Origin of the sequence: Streptomyces sp. NRRL S-37 (assembly GCF_000721605.1) — a bacterium.
In the GTDB taxonomy this organism is placed as follows: Bacteria; Actinomycetota; Actinomycetes; order Streptomycetales; family Streptomycetaceae; genus Streptomyces.
This window is the reverse complement of sequence record NZ_JOIZ01000031.1, coordinates 86,620-102,820: the sequence shown is the minus strand read 5'-3', so window position 1 is coordinate 102,820 and position 16,201 is coordinate 86,620. Positions and strand designations below refer to the sequence as shown.

General features: G+C 71.8%; 20 protein-coding genes and 2 pseudogenes. 13 read left to right on the top strand and 9 right to left on the bottom strand.

Features of this window, described 5'->3' with window-relative positions:
• Positions 1-313 precede the first annotated feature (313 nt).
• Positions 314-979, top strand: coding sequence for an MSMEG_1061 family FMN-dependent PPOX-type flavoprotein (locus tag IH50_RS0133785; RefSeq protein ID WP_030871205.1), 666 nt, complete (start codon positions 314-316; stop codon positions 977-979).
• 131 nt (positions 980-1,110) lie between these two features.
• Here IH50_RS0133785 and IH50_RS0133780 read toward each other — a convergent pair whose 3' ends face one another.
• Positions 1,111-1,494, bottom strand: coding sequence for a winged helix-turn-helix transcriptional regulator (locus tag IH50_RS0133780; RefSeq protein ID WP_030871204.1), 384 nt, complete (start codon positions 1,492-1,494; stop codon positions 1,111-1,113).
• A 101-nt stretch (positions 1,495-1,595) separates the two neighbouring features.
• Here IH50_RS0133780 and IH50_RS0133775 point away from each other — a divergent pair.
• Both IH50_RS0133775 and IH50_RS0133770 read left to right on the top strand, forming a co-directional pair.
• Positions 1,596-1,994 (top strand): annotated as a pseudogene (locus tag IH50_RS0133775) (RidA family protein); the annotation flags it as partial.
• A gap of 77 nt (positions 1,995-2,071) precedes the next feature.
• The gene (locus IH50_RS0133770) at positions 2,072-2,353 is read left to right on the top strand and encodes a hypothetical protein (RefSeq protein ID WP_030871202.1); all 282 of its coding nucleotides are present in this window, start codon (positions 2,072-2,074) and stop codon (positions 2,351-2,353) included.
• 135 nt (positions 2,354-2,488) lie between these two features.
• Here IH50_RS0133770 and IH50_RS0133765 read toward each other — a convergent pair whose 3' ends face one another.
• Positions 2,489-2,776: a DUF4287 domain-containing protein gene (locus IH50_RS0133765; protein WP_030871200.1), complete on the bottom strand. Its 288-nt coding sequence runs from the start codon at positions 2,774-2,776 to the stop codon at positions 2,489-2,491.
• A 97-nt stretch (positions 2,777-2,873) separates the two neighbouring features.
• Between IH50_RS0133765 and IH50_RS0133760 the strand changes: the two genes are divergently transcribed.
• Entirely contained in the window at positions 2,874-3,521 is a 648-nt protein-coding gene (locus tag IH50_RS0133760) for a winged helix-turn-helix transcriptional regulator (RefSeq protein ID WP_030871198.1), read from the top strand.
• Between the two features lie 264 nt (positions 3,522-3,785).
• On the opposite strand, the gene IH50_RS0133755 is transcribed toward IH50_RS0133760, so the two are convergent.
• The gene (locus IH50_RS0133755) at positions 3,786-4,868 is read right to left on the bottom strand and encodes an endonuclease/exonuclease/phosphatase family protein (protein WP_030871195.1); all 1,083 of its coding nucleotides are present in this window, start codon (positions 4,866-4,868) and stop codon (positions 3,786-3,788) included.
• Positions 4,869-5,172: 304 nt separating this feature from the next.
• On the opposite strand from IH50_RS0133755, the gene IH50_RS0133750 reads away from it, so the two are divergent.
• Entirely contained in the window at positions 5,173-5,868 is a 696-nt protein-coding gene (locus IH50_RS0133750) for a response regulator transcription factor (RefSeq protein ID WP_030871192.1), read from the top strand.
• Positions 5,861-7,006 carry a sensor histidine kinase gene (locus IH50_RS0133745; protein WP_078914187.1) on the top strand — a complete coding sequence of 382 codons (1,146 nt, stop codon included), beginning with the start codon at positions 5,861-5,863 and terminating at the stop codon, positions 7,004-7,006. Before IH50_RS0133750 ends, IH50_RS0133745 begins: the two co-directional genes overlap by 8 nt.
• A gap of 86 nt (positions 7,007-7,092) precedes the next feature.
• Here the strand turns inward: IH50_RS0133745 and IH50_RS0133740 are convergent, their stop codons facing one another.
• Genes IH50_RS0133740 through IH50_RS0133730 form a run of 3 tightly spaced genes read right to left on the bottom strand, consistent with a single transcriptional unit; the run spans position 7,093 to position 8,659 of the window.
• Positions 7,093-7,509: an arsenate reductase ArsC gene (locus tag IH50_RS0133740; protein WP_030871187.1), complete on the bottom strand. Its 417-nt coding sequence runs from the start codon at positions 7,507-7,509 to the stop codon at positions 7,093-7,095.
• On the bottom strand, positions 7,506-8,276 hold the full coding sequence (locus tag IH50_RS0133735; RefSeq protein WP_030871185.1) for an aquaporin: 771 nt from the start codon (positions 8,274-8,276) through the stop codon (positions 7,506-7,508). The genes IH50_RS0133740 and IH50_RS0133735 overlap by 4 nt, the downstream gene beginning before the upstream one ends.
• A 2-nt stretch (positions 8,277-8,278) precedes the next feature.
• On the bottom strand, positions 8,279-8,659 hold the full coding sequence (locus tag IH50_RS0133730; protein ID WP_051767554.1) for an ArsR/SmtB family transcription factor: 381 nt from the start codon (positions 8,657-8,659) through the stop codon (positions 8,279-8,281).
• 86 nt (positions 8,660-8,745) lie between these two features.
• Here IH50_RS0133730 and IH50_RS0133725 point away from each other — a divergent pair, with 86 nt between their 5' ends.
• Complete coding sequence (locus tag IH50_RS0133725; RefSeq protein WP_030871179.1) at positions 8,746-9,219, top strand: ArsI/CadI family heavy metal resistance metalloenzyme; 474 nt, start codon at positions 8,746-8,748, stop codon at positions 9,217-9,219.
• A gap of 186 nt (positions 9,220-9,405) precedes the next feature.
• Here the strand turns inward: IH50_RS0133725 and IH50_RS0133720 are convergent, their stop codons facing one another.
• Positions 9,406-10,050: a DNA gyrase gene (locus IH50_RS0133720; protein WP_030871176.1), complete on the bottom strand. Its 645-nt coding sequence runs from the start codon at positions 10,048-10,050 to the stop codon at positions 9,406-9,408.
• 457 nt (positions 10,051-10,507) lie between these two features.
• On the opposite strand from IH50_RS0133720, the gene IH50_RS0133715 reads away from it, so the two are divergent.
• From IH50_RS0133715 to IH50_RS0133700, 4 genes are all read left to right on the top strand, one after another.
• Positions 10,508-11,161, top strand: a complete 654-nt coding sequence (locus IH50_RS0133715; RefSeq protein ID WP_199822183.1) for a winged helix-turn-helix domain-containing protein — start codon at positions 10,508-10,510, stop codon at positions 11,159-11,161.
• On the top strand, positions 11,158-12,495 hold the full coding sequence (locus tag IH50_RS0133710; protein ID WP_030871170.1) for an MFS transporter: 1,338 nt from the start codon (positions 11,158-11,160) through the stop codon (positions 12,493-12,495). The genes IH50_RS0133715 and IH50_RS0133710 overlap by 4 nt, the downstream gene beginning before the upstream one ends.
• 252 nt (positions 12,496-12,747) lie before the next feature.
• Positions 12,748-13,560 carry a phytanoyl-CoA dioxygenase family protein gene (locus IH50_RS0133705; RefSeq protein WP_030871168.1) on the top strand — a complete coding sequence of 271 codons (813 nt, stop codon included), beginning with the start codon at positions 12,748-12,750 and terminating at the stop codon, positions 13,558-13,560.
• A gap of 63 nt (positions 13,561-13,623) precedes the next feature.
• Positions 13,624-14,490 (top strand): AraC family transcriptional regulator, encoded by an 867-nt coding sequence (locus IH50_RS0133700; RefSeq protein WP_030871165.1) that lies wholly within the window; start codon positions 13,624-13,626, stop codon positions 14,488-14,490.
• A 124-nt stretch (positions 14,491-14,614) separates the two neighbouring features.
• Here IH50_RS0133700 and IH50_RS0133695 read toward each other — a convergent pair whose 3' ends face one another.
• Both IH50_RS0133695 and IH50_RS0133690 read right to left on the bottom strand, forming a co-directional pair.
• On the bottom strand, positions 14,615-14,989 hold the full coding sequence (locus tag IH50_RS0133695) for a PIN domain-containing protein (RefSeq protein ID WP_030871163.1): 375 nt from the start codon (positions 14,987-14,989) through the stop codon (positions 14,615-14,617).
• Positions 14,986-15,240, bottom strand: coding sequence for a hypothetical protein (locus IH50_RS0133690; protein WP_030871160.1), 255 nt, complete (start codon positions 15,238-15,240; stop codon positions 14,986-14,988). Before IH50_RS0133690 ends, IH50_RS0133695 begins: the two co-directional genes overlap by 4 nt.
• 110 nt (positions 15,241-15,350) lie before the next feature.
• Between IH50_RS0133690 and IH50_RS42920 the strand changes: the two are divergent.
• Positions 15,351-15,647, top strand: a pseudogene (locus IH50_RS42920) (transposase); the annotation flags it as partial.
• Positions 15,648-15,701: 54 nt separating this feature from the next.
• Positions 15,702-16,139, top strand: coding sequence for a DUF4259 domain-containing protein (locus IH50_RS0133680; protein WP_037873361.1), 438 nt, complete (start codon positions 15,702-15,704; stop codon positions 16,137-16,139).
• Positions 16,140-16,201: the final 62 nt, after the last annotated feature.

Sequence of the window (16,201 nt, the reverse complement as noted above, 5' to 3'; positions counted from 1 at the left end):
TCGCCCACTCTGTCAGCTTCACACCCTCACAACGATGCTCACCCAATCGAAGTTACGCTCAGTCAAACAACCTTGAAGGCGAACAGTTAACTACCCCTGACGGAACGGCCGGGCCGGACGACATGGCCTGGTGCACCCGCCCCGGCCTCTGCCCCGGCCCGCATGCCGCCCGCTCGCCGGGACCCGCCCCGGTGCGGGCCGGCATCGCACCACCACGTGCTTCCGGGTGCGCCGATGAGCGGCCGTCGGTCGCGGCGGGCGGGATCGCACGCCGCCCCGCGCACTGCCGCGGTCGCCCCCTAGGGTCGCTCGTATGACGATCGACACGGAGACCGCCGGCTCGCTCTTCGCATCCCTCCAGGCGGACGCCCTCACCGGCCCGGACCAGCTGCGCGAGCTCTACCCGCAGCCGAACCCGAACTCGCTGCGCAAGGAGACCGACCACCTGACCGGGGAGGCCCGGGCGCTGATCGGCTGCTCCTCGCTGGTGTTCATCGGCAGCGCGGACGCCGGGGGCCGGGCGGACGTGACGCCGCGCGGCGGCCCGGCCGGGTTCGTCTCGGTGCTGGACGAGCGGACCCTGGCCGTCCCCGACGCGACCGGCAACAAACGGCTCGACACCCTGCACAACGTGCTGGAGACCGGGCACGTCGGACTGCTCTTCCTCATACCCGGCCGCCCGACCACACTGCGCGTCAACGGCCGCGCCTGCGTCTCCGCGCGCCCGGAGCTGCTCGACCGGCTCACTCCCGTCGGCAAACCGCCGGTCACGGCGATCGTGGTGCGGGTCGAGCAGGTCTATCCGCACTGCCCGAAGTCGCTGATGCGCGCCGACGCCTGGCGACCGGAGCGGTGGCTGCCCGCCGACGCCCAGCCGACCAGCGCCGAGGTGATGCTGGCCCAGCTGAACCTGCCGGGCCTGACCGTCGACCGGATCGAGGAGGCCGAACGGGAGTCGCTGCGCCTGCGGTACGAGTGAAGGGGGACTCGACGACCGCTCAGCGGGCCGGACGCGACATGGCCGACGGCCGCCACTCGCGTCCGGTCACCCCGGACACCCGGGAGCCGGACACCTCGCCGTCGACGACGCGGCCCTCCCGCGACGTCCCTTCAGGCGTCGAAACGGCCGCGCGCGCTCTCGATGTGACCGAGGTGCCGGTGGGTCCAGTCGCAGATGACGTCCACCGCGGCGCGCAGGGCCCGGCCCGGCTCGGTGAGGGTGTACTCGACCCGCGGCGGCACGGTGGGGTGCACCTTCCGGTCGACCAGGCCGTTGCGCTCCAGCATGCGCAGGTTCTGGGTGAGCATCTTGTGGCTGACGCCCTCGACCTCGTCCCGCAGCTCACTGAAGCGCAGGGTGCGCTCGCCGAGCGCCTCGATGATCAGCAGCGCCCACTTGTTGGCGACGTCCGAGAAGATCTCCCGCGCCAGGGAGTCGGCGCGCCGCAGGTCGGCGTCCTCGGGCAGGCCCTTGAGCAGTTGCTTGGTCACCATGAGGTTCCTCAGTCACCGAAAAGTGCGTTCTTCCAGGTCAGTCCTCACTCTCCTACAGTTCCCGAGTCACCACAAGAGAGCGGATCGGGAGGGCGGGCACCATGGCCACCATCGATGTCTTCACCTACGGCATACCGGCCGAGAGCGACTTCGGCTACGCGCAGGCGATCAGGTCCGGCGATCTGGTCCACGTCTCCGGACAGCTCGCGTTCGACGATGCGGGCGAGTTCCTCCACGCGGGCGACTTCGCCGCCCAGCTCGAGCGGACCCACGCCAACATGGACAGGGTCCTGGACCACTACGGCGCCACCCGGAACCAGATCGTCTCGCAGACCCTGTACGTGGTGGACCTGCGGCGGAACGCCGCGGCGACGGCGGAGGGCAACCTGGCGTACTTCGGCGGCCACCGCCCGGCCGGCACGGTCGTGGGCGTCACCGAACTGACCCTGCCCGGCCAGCTCGTCGAGATCGGCTTCGTCATCGACATGAGGCTGCCCGCCCGAGGAGCCGCCGGCCGGACCGGGAGCGGAGACGAGGGGGCGCCGGGCGCGCACGTGGACTGATTATGATCTTGGTCATGTCTGTGCAGAGTTCTGACAAGGCCCTTTCCCGCAAGCAGCGGCTCCAGGAGAAGCAGCGCCGCCAGTTGGCGGTGGTCGACACCGTGGACAAGGCCGAGGCGAAGGTCCGCAAGGCGGAGGTGGAACTGGCCGGGGCGGTCGCCGAGGCCGTGCAGGTGTTCGGCGACGAGCAGTCCGCGTCCGAGGGGCTCGACATGCCGGTCGAGGCGATCCGGCGTTTCCTCGGCATGGCGCGGGAGGAGACGGCCGGCTCCGACGCCGACGCCGCCGCGTCCTGAGCCCGGCCCGCCGCGTGCGTGGCCCCGGCCGGCCCGGAGGACGACGGGCCGGGTACACACCCCGCACACCCGGCCCGTCGTCCGGTCGAACGCCGGACAACGGGCCGGACCTGCCGGAAGGACCCCGCGCCCGTCTCAGGGACGGTTCGCCTTGCCGTCGAGCCAGAGCGTGTCCGACTCGTCCTGGTGGGTCCCGCCCGAGCCGACGTGCTTGTCGGAGATCTTCGCGCCGTTCTTGATGACGTGCACGAGCGCCATCCCGTGCCCGCGGCCCAGGTCGTAGTCCTGCTTGAGCCACTCCAGGATGACGCCGGCCTTGGTGTCCGCGCTGTCGTAGCCGCGCTCCTGCGCGAGCGCGATGAACTGGCGGGGCGTCAGGCCCGTCTTGTCCTCGATCTTGTCCAGGTACGCCTGAAAGGACATGTCGTCTCCCAACTTCCTTTGTAGGACATGCAGTTGCAGCTTACTTGTAAAAAGCAAGCTCTGTTCGCGGTATGGCGCGGGAACTAGAATGTGAACCATGACGGTGAAGGAGTACGGCCAGTTCTGCGGCCTCGCCCGCGCGATGGAGGTCGTCGGCGAGCGCTGGACCCTGCTGATCGTCCGGGACCTGCTGCTCGGCCCCAAGCGCTACACCGACCTGCGCAACGGCCTGCCGAACATCCCCACCAACATCCTCGCGACCCGCCTCAAGCAGCTCGAGGCCCACGGCGTCGCCGTCCGCCGCGCCCTGCCCCACCCCGACCGCGGTGTCGTCTACGAACTCACCGAACACGGCCACGCGCTCCAGCCGGCCGTGACCGCCCTCGGCCGCTGGGGCGCCCGCACCATGACCGGGCCCCGCCCCGGCGAGATCACCACCATCGAGAGCCGCGCCCTGTCCTTCCACACGGCCTTCCGCCCCGAGGCCGCCGCCGGGGAGACCCTCGGCTACGAGGTGCGCATGGCCGACGCGACCTTCGCCCTGTCCGTCGACGGCGACCGCCTCACCGTCGCCCACGGCCCCCACCCCGACCCCGACCTGGTCATCGAGACCCGCTCCGGCCACCCCGTCCTCGACCTCATGCGCGCCACCCTGACCCCCGCCGAGGCACTCGCCGCCCGGAGCATCGTCCTCGAGGGCCCGGAGTCCCTCCTCACCCGCTTCACGGAACTCTTCCGCCTCTGACACCACCGGCGCGTCCCGGCACGGACCCGTACAGCCCTCCTGGCGAACGACGACGACGGCATGGCCATGGCTCCCTCCTCGGCCGCCTTTCCGAGGGCGCGGCGCTCTCGCCGGTTCATGCCCCCGCGCGGATCGTCCCCGGCTCCGCCGGCCGGCAAGATCCCGTACCCGAACCGCGGCTGCCCGGCCCCGAAGCCGTCCTTTGGGCCCCGCGGCGGCCGGTCCCGCGGGAGGCGTGACGGATCCCGGGGTGTTCCGCGACGTTCACCAGCCGATCCCGGCCGCCACCGGCAGGTGGTCGCTGCCGGTGGCGGGCAGGACCCACGAGCTCGTCGGCTCCACACCGCGGACCAGGATCTGGTCGATCCGCGCCGCCGGGAACTTCGCCGGCCAGGTGAAGCCGAAGCCGTCCCCGGCCTCCGTCTGGGCCGAGCGCATCCGCGAGGTGATGCCGTCGAGCGCGCGGTCGTCCACCGTGCCGTTCAGGTCGCCGAGCAGCACCACCTGCTCGCTCCGCTCGGCGGCGAGGGCTTCGCCGAGCGCCTGCGCGTTGCGGTCCCGGCTGTCCGTCCAGAAGCCGCCCCTGGGCATCAGCCGTACGGATCCCAGGTGGGCCACGTACACCGTCAGCGGCCCGTGGTCCGTGGCCACCGTGGCGCGCAGCGCCCGGTTGTAGGTCATCTTGACGTCGGCCGGCTTGGTGGCCGCCAGCGGCCCTCGGTCGATCCCGGTGTCGACCGGCCGGATGTCCGACAGCGGCAGCTTGCTCCACAGCCCGACGGTGCCCAGCACCGTGTGGTGGGGGTACGTCTTCGCCAGCTCCTTCTCGTACGTGGCCCGGGCCTGCCCGGTCAGCTCCACCAGGGCCAGCACGTCCGCCCCGGAGGCGGCCAGGTCGCGGGCGGTGCCGGCCGGGTCGGGGTTGCCGGCGCCGACATTGTGCTCGGCCACGGTGAGGACGGTGTCGCCGCCCGGGTGGGAGGCGGTGCCGAGCAGCCCGCCGAAGAGGTGCAGCCACACCCCGGCCGGCAGCAGCAGCGCGACCACCGCCGTGGCGGAGCGACGCCACAGCGCCCCGGCCAGCAGCACCGGTATACAGAGGCCGAACCACGGCAGGAAGGTCTCCACCAGACTGCCGAGGCCCCAGTGGTCCGTGATCCGCGCGTGCAGCAGCAGCATCAGGCCGAGGAGCACCGCCGACACCACGAGCACCGGGCCGCGCTTCCAGGGCCCCGGCCGGGAGAGACCGCCCACCGCCCGGCGGACGCGCGCACGCCGGGCGGGCCGGCCGGTACCGGCGCCGTCCTGCCCAGCCTCCGTCGTCTTCGCCGTCTTCACCTGGGTCATCGTCCGTCCTTGTCCACTGTTCGCGGGTGCCGCCCGCAGGAGGAGAGAGACCGGCGGGTGCGCCGGGGCACGGTCGCGTCTCCGGGCCCTGGGCGGGGCCGGCGTACCGGGCCGGACGGCCACGTCGTCGCATCGGAGTCCCCGGGCCGGCCGCGTCGCCCCGGACATGCGCGGACGTCCGGGTGGTGGCTCGTGCCGCCGGTGTGCTGTGAGGCATGCCGCCAGTCAAGGCGACACGATGTTGCAGGCCCGTATGCGGTTCTCGATACGCGGACGATATGCACCGACTCGTAGCATCGAACGCATGCGCGTGCTGATCGTCGAGGACGAGCCTTATATGGCGGAAGCCATCCGCGACGGCCTGCGCCTGGAGGCGATCGCCGCCGACATCGCGGGTGACGGCGACACCGCTCTGGACATGCTGAGCGTCTGCGCCTACGACATCGCCGTCCTCGACCGTGACATCCCCGGACCGTCCGGCGACGAGGTCGCCACCCGCATCGTCGCCTCCGGGAGCGGCACACCGATCCTCATGCTCACCGCGGCCGACCGTCTCGACGACAAGGCCTCCGGGTTCGGACTCGGCGCCGACGACTACCTCACGAAACCCTTCGAGCTGCGGGAGCTCGTGCTCAGGCTCAGAGCGCTCGACCGCAGGCGTGCGCACACCAGGCCGCCCGTGCGGGAGATCGCGGGCCTGCGCCTGGACCCGTTCCGCAGGGAGGTCCACCGGGACGGCCGCTACGTGGCGCTCACCCGTAAACAGTTCGCGGTGCTCGACGTCCTCGTCGCCGCGGAAGGCGGAGTCGTCGGCGCCGAGGAACTCCTGGAACGGGCGTGGGACGAGAACGCCGACCCGTTCACCAACGCCGTACGCATCACCGTCTCGGCACTGCGCAAGCGGCTCGGCGAACCCTGGGTCATCGCCACCGTGCCGGGCGTCGGCTACCGCATCGACGCGCGACCGGAGGCCGGCGGCGAGGGAGGAGACCGTGGATAGGGCACCCGGGCTGAGCGTGCGCCTCAAGCTCACCCTCAGCTACGCCGGATTCCTCATGCTCGCCGGCGTCCTGATGCTCGCGGCGGTGTGGGTGTTCCTCCTGCGGTACGTCCCCGACCGTGCGATGCTCATCAACCCCGACGACGAACTCACGAGCGGCGTCTTTCCCGTCCGGAGCGCCCTCCTGGACGTCTTCGCTCCGCGGGCGGCCGCGGTACTGGCGTTCCTGCTGGTGTTCGGCCTCCTGGGAGGATGGATCCTCGCCGGCCACATGCTGGCCCCCCTGACCCGCATCACCCACGCCACCCGCGCGACCACGCACGGGTCGCTCTCCCACCGGATCCGGCTGCCGGGCCGCAAGGACGAGTTCCGCGAACTGGCCGACGCCTTCGACACCATGCTCGCGCGGCTCGAAGCGCGCGTCGCCGAACAACAGAGGTTCGCGGCCAACGCCTCCCACGAGCTGCGCACCCCGCTGGCGGTCTCGAAGTCGCTTCTCGACGCGGCCCGCGCCGATCCGGACCGCGCCGCCGACCCGCTCCTCGACCGCCTCCACGCCGTCAACACCCGGGCCATCGACCTCACCGAGGCGCTGCTCCTGCTCAGCCGCGCCGAGCAGCGGTCCTTCACCCGGGAACACGTCGACCTGTCCCTCGTGGCGGAGGAGACCGCTGAAACGCTCCTCCCCCTCGCGGAGAAGCGCGGCGTCACCATCGAGACGTCCGGCGACATCACCCCCGCCATCGGATCGCAGGCGCTCCTGCTGCAGCTGACCGCCAACCTCGTACAGAACGCGATCATCCACAACCTGCCCGGACAGGGCACCGTGTGGATCCGCACCGGCGCCCGCGCCGGGACCGCGGTGCTCACCGTCGAGAACACCGGCGAGCGGCTCGCCCCCCACCTGGTCCCGACCCTCACCGAACGGTTCCGGCGCGGCACCGAGCGCCTGCACACCGACCACGCGGGCGTCGGCCTCGGCCTGGCGATCATCAAGACCATCACCCACGCACACGACGGGACACTCACCCTCACCCCGCGCCCCGCCGGCGGGCTCCGCGTCACCGTGGAACTGCCCACGGCGTCCCCGCACCACGACGGCGGTGCGCTGCCGCGACCGGCGACCGGTCACGAGTGACGCGGGACGTCCCCCGTGACCGGCACGACGTCGCCGGGGCGTCGCGCCCCGGCTTCAGGGCCGGCCGGCCCCGGTCCCGGTGGCCTTCACGCCGCCTCGATGCCGAGTTCGGTGAGGAGGCCGCGGACGCGCCGCTCGATCTCGTCGCGGATCGGCCGGACGGCCGCGACGCCCTGCCCGGCCGGGTCCTCGAGCTGCCAGTCCAGGTAGCGCTTGCCGGGGAAGTACGGGCAGGCGTCGCCGCAGCCCATCGTGATCACGACGTCCGAGTCCCGTACCGCCTCGGTGGTGAGGACCTTGGGGGTCTCGGCGGAGATGTCGATGCCGGCCTCCTTCATGGCCTCCACCACGGCCGGGTTCACGGTGTCGGCGGGGGCGGATCCGGCCGAGCGGACCTGGACCCGGTCCGCGCCGAGGTGGGTGAGGAAGGCGGCGGCCATCTGGGACCGTCCGGCGTTGTGCACGCAGACGAACAGCACGGAGGGAACGGCGGAGGTGCTCATCGGGACAGGGCGCTTTCTTCGGTGGAACGGGCGGGGGCGGCGGGCCGCTGCCCGGCATGGGGGACGACGGCCTCGTCCCCACCCGCGGCGGCCGGGCGGCCGAAGCAGACGGCGACCAGGCCGAGACCGGCGGCGGCGCCGGTCAGCTGGGCGGCGAGGAAGGGCGGCACGGAGGCGGGGGCGATACCGGCGAAGGTGTCGGTGAACGCCCGGCCGACCGTGACGGCCGGGTTGGCGAAGGACGTGGAGGAGGTGAACCAGTACGCCGCCCCGATGTAGGAGGCGACCAGCGGCGGCGCCAGGTGCGCGCGGCCGGCGCGGGCCAGGCCGAAGACGAGCCAGACCAGCCCCGCGGTGGCCACGGCCTCCGCCAGCCACAGGTGCCCGCCCCACCGGTCGTGGGTGGAGAGGCGCACCGGCGGCCTGCCGAACATGGCATCGGCCAGCACCGCGCCGACGATCGCCCCGGCGATCTGGGCGGGCACGTACACCGCGACCTCGCGCGGGGCGGGGCCCTCGCCGGTGCGGCGGCCGGTGAACCAGGCGGCGAGGGTGACCGCCGGGTTGAAGTGCGCCCCCGACACCGGGCCGAGCAGGGCGATCAGCACGCCGAGGCCGAAGACGGTGGCGAGGGAGTTGGCCAGCAGTTGCGTTCCGGTGTCGTGGGTCAGTTCGGTGGCCTGGATGCCGGAGCCGACCACCACCGCGACCAGCGCGGCCGTCCCGAGCCCCTCGGCCGCCGCCCGCCGTGTCAACGGCGCGGGCATGCTCACGCCGGGGCCTTCGCGGGAACGGCGGGGATCCGGAGCAGGGCGGACAGCTTCGCCAGGGCGTCGGGCAGCACCCAGTAGTACACCCAGGTCCCGCGCCGCTCCGAGCCGACCAGCCCGGCCTCCCTCAGCACCTTCAGATGGTGGGAGATCGTCGGCTGGGAGACCTCGAACGGGCCGACGAGGTCGCACACGCACGCCTCGCCGCCCTCGTACGAGGCGATCAGCGACAGCAGCCGCAGCCGGATCGGGTCCGACAGCGCCTTGAACATCCGCGACAGCTCGGCCGCGGCCTCCTCACCGAGCGGCTCGCGGACCATGGGCGCGCAGCACACGGCATCGTCCTGTCCGAGCACCGGCAGACCGGCTTGTTTCGACATTCTTCAATATTGACAGCCGTCGATCCCGGTGGCAAGGTCGACTGTATCGACAGACATCGAAACAAGCAGTCCGATGGGAGACCACCATGTCCCGTGTCCAGCTCGCCCTGCGCGTCGCCGACCTCGACGCCTCGATCGCCTTCTACTCCAGGCTGTTCGGCACCGAGCCGGCCAAGCGCCGCGAGGGCTACGCCAACTTCGCCGTCACCGACCCCCCGCTCAAGCTCGTCCTCATCGAGGGCGAGGAGGGCGAGGACACCCGCCTGGACCACCTCGGCGTCGAGGTCGCCTCCACCGGGCAGGTCGACGCCGCCACCACCCGCCTCAAGGACGCCGGCCTGGCCACCTTCGAGGAGAACGACACCTCCTGCTGCTACGCGCTTCAGGACAAGGTGTGGGTGACCGGCCCCGGCAAGGAACCGTGGGAGGTCTACGTCGTCAAGGCCGACGCCGACCGGCTGGGCAAGAGCCCCGCCGCCGGCGGTGACACCTGCTGCGCCGGGCAGGAGACGGACACCGCGCCGGTGCCGGCCGCCGCGGGCTGCGCCTGCGGCGGCTGAACGGCGCGACGCCCACTCCTCTTCCGGCTCGTCCTCCCGCGCGGCGGGCGTCACCGGCCGTGCGGCCGAGGAGGCCCCCGCCGCGGCGGACCGGGACCGGCCTTGACGCCTGCCACCTCCCCACCACGGGGCCGGGAGCCGGCCGGGCCGCTCTCCCCGGTGCGGGCCGGCCGTGCCGCCCCGCGGTCACGGACCCGACCGGTCCTCGCCGTCGCGCTGATCGTCGAGGCGGACAACCAGACCGGGCCAGTGCCCGGACCACCGCACCGGATCGCCCGCGGTCAACGACCACCGCGAACGCAGGGCTTCGTCCGGCAGGAAGCGGACGCAGGTCCCCGTGGTCCCGTCGGCTTCGACGGGCCGCAGACCGGTCACCGGAACACCGTGCTCATAACGCCGGCTCCAGGACCCGTCGAGACGACGGTTCGTATGAATCAGCCACTCGCTGAGCGCCGCGACGACGGACATGCCGCGACGCGGATGCCCGTCCGGAAGCCGCTCCGCCTCCGGGAGGTCGAAGAACCGAAGATCCTTCGTAGCCATGACCGGCTTCTGCACCACGTGGCCGTGCTCGTCGACCCGGGTGTCGGTGCCCCGGCCGTCGTCCTTCACGGACACCGAGCCGTCGGCGTGCAGCGTGACCACACACCGCCCGCCGCCCCGGCTCGCCGCCTCGTCGGCGGCGTAGGCGACGACCTCGAGAACAAGGTGTCCGGGTCCGCCCGGCGCGAACTCCGCGGACCCTTGGCGGATCCGGTCGAGATGGTCCGCGTCCACGGTGCCGGCCCAATCGTGCGTGGTGTTGACCCAAGAAGCCCTTGATCCGTCCATCCGGCAAGTATCCGCCGGGTTCCCGTCCAGGCTGCCGCGACGAACCGCTCGGCAGTGATCGCCGGGGCCGCCGGGCTCGGTGCTCTCGCCGAGATCCGCGAGGAGGCCGCGGACCCGTTCGACGAGGGCGCTGTGCCGTTCGGCCTCGCGCCCCGGCCGGCGGCCCGGATCACCCGGCAACCAGGGAACCCGCCCGGGAGAACACACCCGGCGTGGTGTGACACCTGCCGCGAAGGCGCCACGCCACGCCGGGCGCCTGGCTCCCGCGGGGCGCGGCTTCATGAGCATGATCCGGCGTCTGCCCGGTCGCGATCCCTCGCTCATCGATCGTGCTCGTCCATCGGCCGGCGGACGAGCGCAAGGCTCTCGCACACGAAGCAGATTACAAAGAGTCCTTCGCGAAGAACTCTTCGCGAAGAACTCTTTGCGGTCTAGTCTGTGTGGAGTGACCGACGCCATGAAGAGGCCAGAGGGCCCGAACCCTGAAGTCGACTCCGTCGTCCTGGACGCCAAGGGGCTGCGCGCCATGGCGCATCCGGTGCGTGTGCAGTTGGTGGGGCTGCTGCGGAAGTACGGCCCGTCGACAGCCACCCGTCTCGCGGAACGGCTGGGCGTGAACTCCGGGACAGCCAGCTATCACCTGCGCCAGCTCGGCGCGGCCGGTTTCGTCGAGGAGGACGCCGAGCGCGGCAACGCACGAGAGCGCTGGTGGCGCTCGGTACACCAGATGACGGAGCTCAACGACCGGGAGCTGGCCGATCGAGAGCCCGAGGCTGTTCTGGCCTTCCTGCAGTCCGTCGCCACCACCTACACCCTGCGCACTCAGCAGACGCTGAACGAGCTGCAGACGATGCCCCGTGCGTGGCGGGGCACCTTCGACATGAGCGACTGGGCCTTGCGGCTCACACCCGAGGAGGCTGTCGCCCTGCGGCAGGAGCTGAGGGCCGTCATCTCCCGGTACCGCAGAGACACGCCCGAGGCGGCGGCAAGTGCGCCGGAGGGTGCCGAGCGGATCGGCGTGATCACACAGATCCTGCCCGAACTGGATACGCCTGCCGCGTCGTCGCTCCCTTCCGGCCGACAGGAAGAGGAAGGAAGCGCGACGTCATGACCGCCGACGCCCCGGAGGCCGGCGGCATACCCGGCAAGCGGTCCTTACGGCCGCTGAGCGGGGTGCTGGCGGCCATGGTCGTGTCGCTGACCGGCACGCGGATCTCCGTTGTGGCACTGCCCTGGTTCGTCCTCGTCACCACCGGCAACGCCACCCGGACCGGACTGGTCGCCTTCTGCGAGATGGCGCCCTACGTGGTGGTCAAGGCGTTCACCGGGCCGGTGGTGGACCGGATCGGCCCGCGGGCCGTTTCCTGGACCACCGATCTGGCCAGTGCGACCGCCGCCGCCGCGGTTCCCCTGCTCCACGCCCTGGACCTGCTGTCCTTTCCGCTTCTGCTGGTTCTGGTCGCGCTGATCGGCGCGGCCCGGGGCCCCGGCGACCTGGCCAAGGAGGTGATGGTCCCGGAGGCGGCCGAGCGCGGCCGGGTACCGCTGGAGCGGGCCACCGGTCTGGCCGGTGTGATCGAGCGGCTCGCCTCCACCGTCGGCCTGGCGGCCGGAGGATCCCTGGTGGCGCTGCTCGGTCCCCTGACCGGACTCGCCGTCAACGCGGGCTGCTTCGCCCTCGGATCGGTGATCATCAAACTCGCGCTGCCTCACGGCACGGGGCACGCGGCCGACGAAGCCTCCTCGCCGGCCGGGGGAACGGAACCGGGCTACTGGCGGCGGTTCGGCGAGGGCTTCACCTTCCTGCGCGGCGAGCCGCTGCTGCTCACCGTCATCGTCATGTGCGGCATCACCAACCTGCTGGACGCGGCGATCACCTCGCTGCTCGTACCCGTCTGGGCCAGGGAGTCCGGCAACGGGCCGACCGCGATCGGCCTGATGGGCAGCGCGATGGGGGCCGCGGCGGTCGGCGGGAGCCTGATCGCCGCGGTGGTGGCACACCGGCTGCGGCGGCGGATGGTGGTTCTCACCGGGTTCCTGCTGGCCGGGGCACCGAGGTTCCTGATCCTCGCCCTCGATGCTCCGCTGGAGGCGGTACTGGCCGTCTTCGCGCTCAGCGGGTTCGGTGCCGGCTTCGTCAACCCGGTGCTGGGGGCCGTCCTCGTCGAGCGGGTGCCGCGCCGGATGCTGGGCCGGGTCAACGCCCTCGGCGACTCGCTGGCCTGGGCCGGCATCCCTCTCGGCGGGCTGCTCGCCGGGGCGGCGGTGACCGCTGCCGGACTCGTACCGGTGCTGCTCGCCTGCGGCACCGCGTACTTCCTCACCACGAATCTGGTCGGCCTGCGGCCGGAATGGCGCGAGATGGACCGTACGCGGGGGCGGGGCGTCCTGAAGACGCATTCCAGGGAAGACGCCCCACAAGGCAGTGCGAATGCCGCGACATGACATGTGCAGGGAGGGAGGCGGACCATCCGGTTCCCTCCTCCCTCCCGCCACGCGCCGGAGCCGGACGAGGACGACGACGGCAGCGAGGACCGAGTGTCGACGCTTCCGGAGCTCGGCGGTCCACAAGCACCCGAGACCGATCATGGCCGACCGGGCGGCGCGCGCCGCCCGACCACGCTCCGGTGTTCACCCGACAAAGACGGTGCGGAGAATGTCGGGTGACCGGGACCGGTGCCGCCGCACGATGAGGGCATGAACGACACGACCTTGGTATCCCGTTTCCTCCGCGACGGCTTCGTGAAGCTGGAGGGTGCCGTCGCGCCGCGCGTGGCCGCGGACTGCGCGCGGCTGCTGTGGCGGGAGACGGGCTGTGCCCCGGACGACCCGTCGACGTGGACGCGGCCCGTGCACTGGGTGGCCGGCATGGCGCAGGGGCCGTTCGCCGCCGCACCCAACCCCCCGTCCCTGCACCGCGCGTACGACCTGCTCGTCGGGGCGGGACGCTGGGAGCCGCGCTACTCGCTGGGCACGTTCCCGCTGCGCTTCCCGCACGAGGAGGAGCCGGACGACGCGGGCTGGCACATCGAGGGGAGCTATCTTCCGGAGGGCGAGAGCTGGTACTTCACGAATCTGCGCTCCCGGGGCCGGGCGCTGCTGATGCTGTTCCTGTTCAGCGAGGTCGGTGAGGAGGACGCCCCGACCCGGATCCGGGTCGGCTCGCACCTCGACGTGCCGAAGGTGCTGGAGAAGTACGGGGAGGACGGGGCGAGCGGGCTGACTCTCGCCCCCGACCTGGTGGCGGCGTCCGACCACCGGCCACTCGCCCTCGCCACCGGGTCCCCGGGCGACGTCTTCCTGTGCCATCCGTTCCTGGTGCATGCGGCTCAACCGCACCATGGGGTGCGGCCGCGCTTCATGGCGCAGCCGCCGCTGATGCCGGCCGCACCGTACGAACTGGAACGGGCCGACGGCGCGTACTCACCCGTGGAGATCGCGATCCGCCGGGGTCTGGGACGGGACACCCCCGGTCCGGACGGAGACGGCACCGACCGCGGCGCCGGGTAGACGTACTGCACGATCATCGCCGGCGGAGTGGCCGTGGAAAGGGAAAGGGAAGGGAGGCCGGGCATGCTGGAGCGGCTGAACCAGGCCATGGAGCACATCGAGGGCCATCTCGACCAGGACCTCGACGTGGAGGCACTGGCACGCATCGCGGCCACCTCGGAGCACCACCTGCGCCGGATGTTCTCCGCGCTCGCGGGAATGCCGCTGTCGGAGTATGTCCGGCGCCGCCGGCTCACCCTCGCGGGCGCCGAAGTACTCGCGGGACATGGGACGCTGCTGAAGATCGCGGTGCGTTATGGCTACGGCTCCGGTGAGGCGTTCGCGCGGGCGTTCCGTGCCATGCACGGCATCGGACCGGGCGAGGCCCGGCGTACCGGCGCCGCACTCACCTCCCAGTCCCGGATGGCCTTCCGGCTCACCATCGAGGGGAGCAGCAGTATGCGCTACCGCATCGTGGACAAGGCGGACTTCACCGTCGTCGGGCTCAAGACCCGGGTACCGCTGGTGCACGCGGGGCCGAACCAGGCGATCATGGACTTTGTCCGCGGGATCGATCCGCAGACCCTGGAGCGCCTGGAGAAGCTGTCGGACCAGGAGCCGCACGGCATCGTCGCGGTCTGCGACGACATGGATCCCAGCCGCGCCGAGGGTACTTTCCTCGACTACCACCACGGCGTGATCACCTCCGCGGCCGCTCCTGAGGGCACGACCACGTTGGCGGTCCCGGCCGGCACCTGGGCGGTCTTCACCACCTCCGGGCCGGCGCCGCGGGCCATCCAGGAACTGTGGCGGGACGTGTTCACCGAGTGGTTCCCGTCGAACCCGTATCGCACCCGCACCGGCCCTGAGATCCTGCGCACCCGCCTGTCGCCGGAGAAGACCGAGGCCGACGCCGAGCTGTGGCTGGCCGTGGAGCCCGAGCACCGCTGAGCACAGCGGCAATCCCTCGGGCAGACGTCCGCAGGCGACGCGGTTGCCTTCCGCGCCGACCGCACCGGTCGGACCCCGCTCTGCGCCGTCGCCCCCTGCTCCGCGGTTCGGGGCGGGCGCCGGGTCAGGTGGGATTCAGCGGAGTGATGCCGGTGCCCGCGTACAGGTCGGGTTCCAGGGACAGGACCGTCAGCGGCTCTCCCGCCCTGGCCGCGTGCCAGGCGATCGCCGCCGCGTGAGCCACCGGCCAGTCCGTGCTCGCCCAGCCCATCGCGTCCGCCGCGTGCGCGGCGGTGAACGGGACGTTCTCGGCGAACCGCAGGGATGCCGCGTGCTTGCCGGCGCCGGCGTCCCGCCGCTCGGCGGCGACAAGGGAGAGCGACGGGATCAGGACGCGGCCGGTGCCGCGCGAGGCTTCGACGTAGAGGCCGGTGAGGAAAGGGTCCGCACGGTACAGGGCGGTCAGAGCGGTGTGGTCCAGGACGGCCGTCAGGTTCATGCCGCGGCGTCGCCCTGATGGGCGCGGATCCTCGCCCAGGCGTCCTGCCCGGCCTGCCGCACCTGCTCGCCGTACTCGACACCGAGCTCACGGGCCGCCTCGACAGCACGCTGCTCCCGCTCGGCCGCCGTGAGTTCGCGGCCGGCGAGCTCTTCCAGCAGCTCGGTGATGGTGGTGCCGCGCTCTTCGGCGAGGATGCGCAGTCGGTCGCGCACTTCCTCGCTGGTCTTGATGCTCGTCGGCTTGCCCATACCTCCGATTCTACCCGCGGTAGAACTCCGTGAGCGGCCCGGATGGCCCCCAGCCCATCCCGGCCGCCGCCGACCTCGCCCGCCCCTTCCGGAAGCCTGACGCCCACCGCCCCGAGATCGACGCGCTCACCCGACACGTCCGCGCTTTCGCCGTCATGCTGACCGAGCGCCAGGGCGAGCGTCTTCCGGACTGGCTCGTCGCCGTCCGGCAGGACGATCTGCCCAGTCTCCACACTCTTGCCGCCGGCATCGACCGAGACCGCGCTGCCGTCATCGCCGGTCTCACCCTGCCCTGGAGCTCGGGCGCAGTTGAAGGCCATGTCAACCGCATCAAAATGATCAAGCGGCAGATGTATGGACGCGCTGGCTTCAACCTCCTGCGCAAGCGGGTGCTGTTTGCCTCCTGAGCGCACTGTCAGTGGCCAGTGCGACGATCCCGAGACGACCGCGCGAGGAGAGACATGGGTACCTGGGACATCGGCCCCTTCGACAACGACACCGCCGCCGATTTCGCCGGTGACCTGGACAAGGCAGCACTGGAAGAGCGCGAAGCCATGGTCCGGGGCGTGCTCAAGCGTGCCGCCGGGCCCGCGGAGTTCCTGGGAATCTACGACGGCGAGCGAGCCGTGGGCGCGGCGGCCCTGGTCGTCGCCCAGCATCCTGACGGCTATCCGGCGTGCTCGAACTACGGCCCGTCAGAGCCGCTACCGGAGTTGCCTGCAGACCTTCGCATGCTCGCCGTCGACGCCCTGGACCAAGTGGTCTCCAACCGGTCTGAACTCGCCGAGCTGTGGGCCGAAGCCGCGAACTGGTCGAAGTGGCGCCAGGACATTACCCGCCTCCGCGACGTCCTCGACCCTCCGATCCCGCCACAAGAGGAAGCCCTGTTCGAGATCTAATCGGTGACCCGCAGTCACGGACCACAGAACCTGAGCCAGAACCCCATCTCGTGCACGAAGTC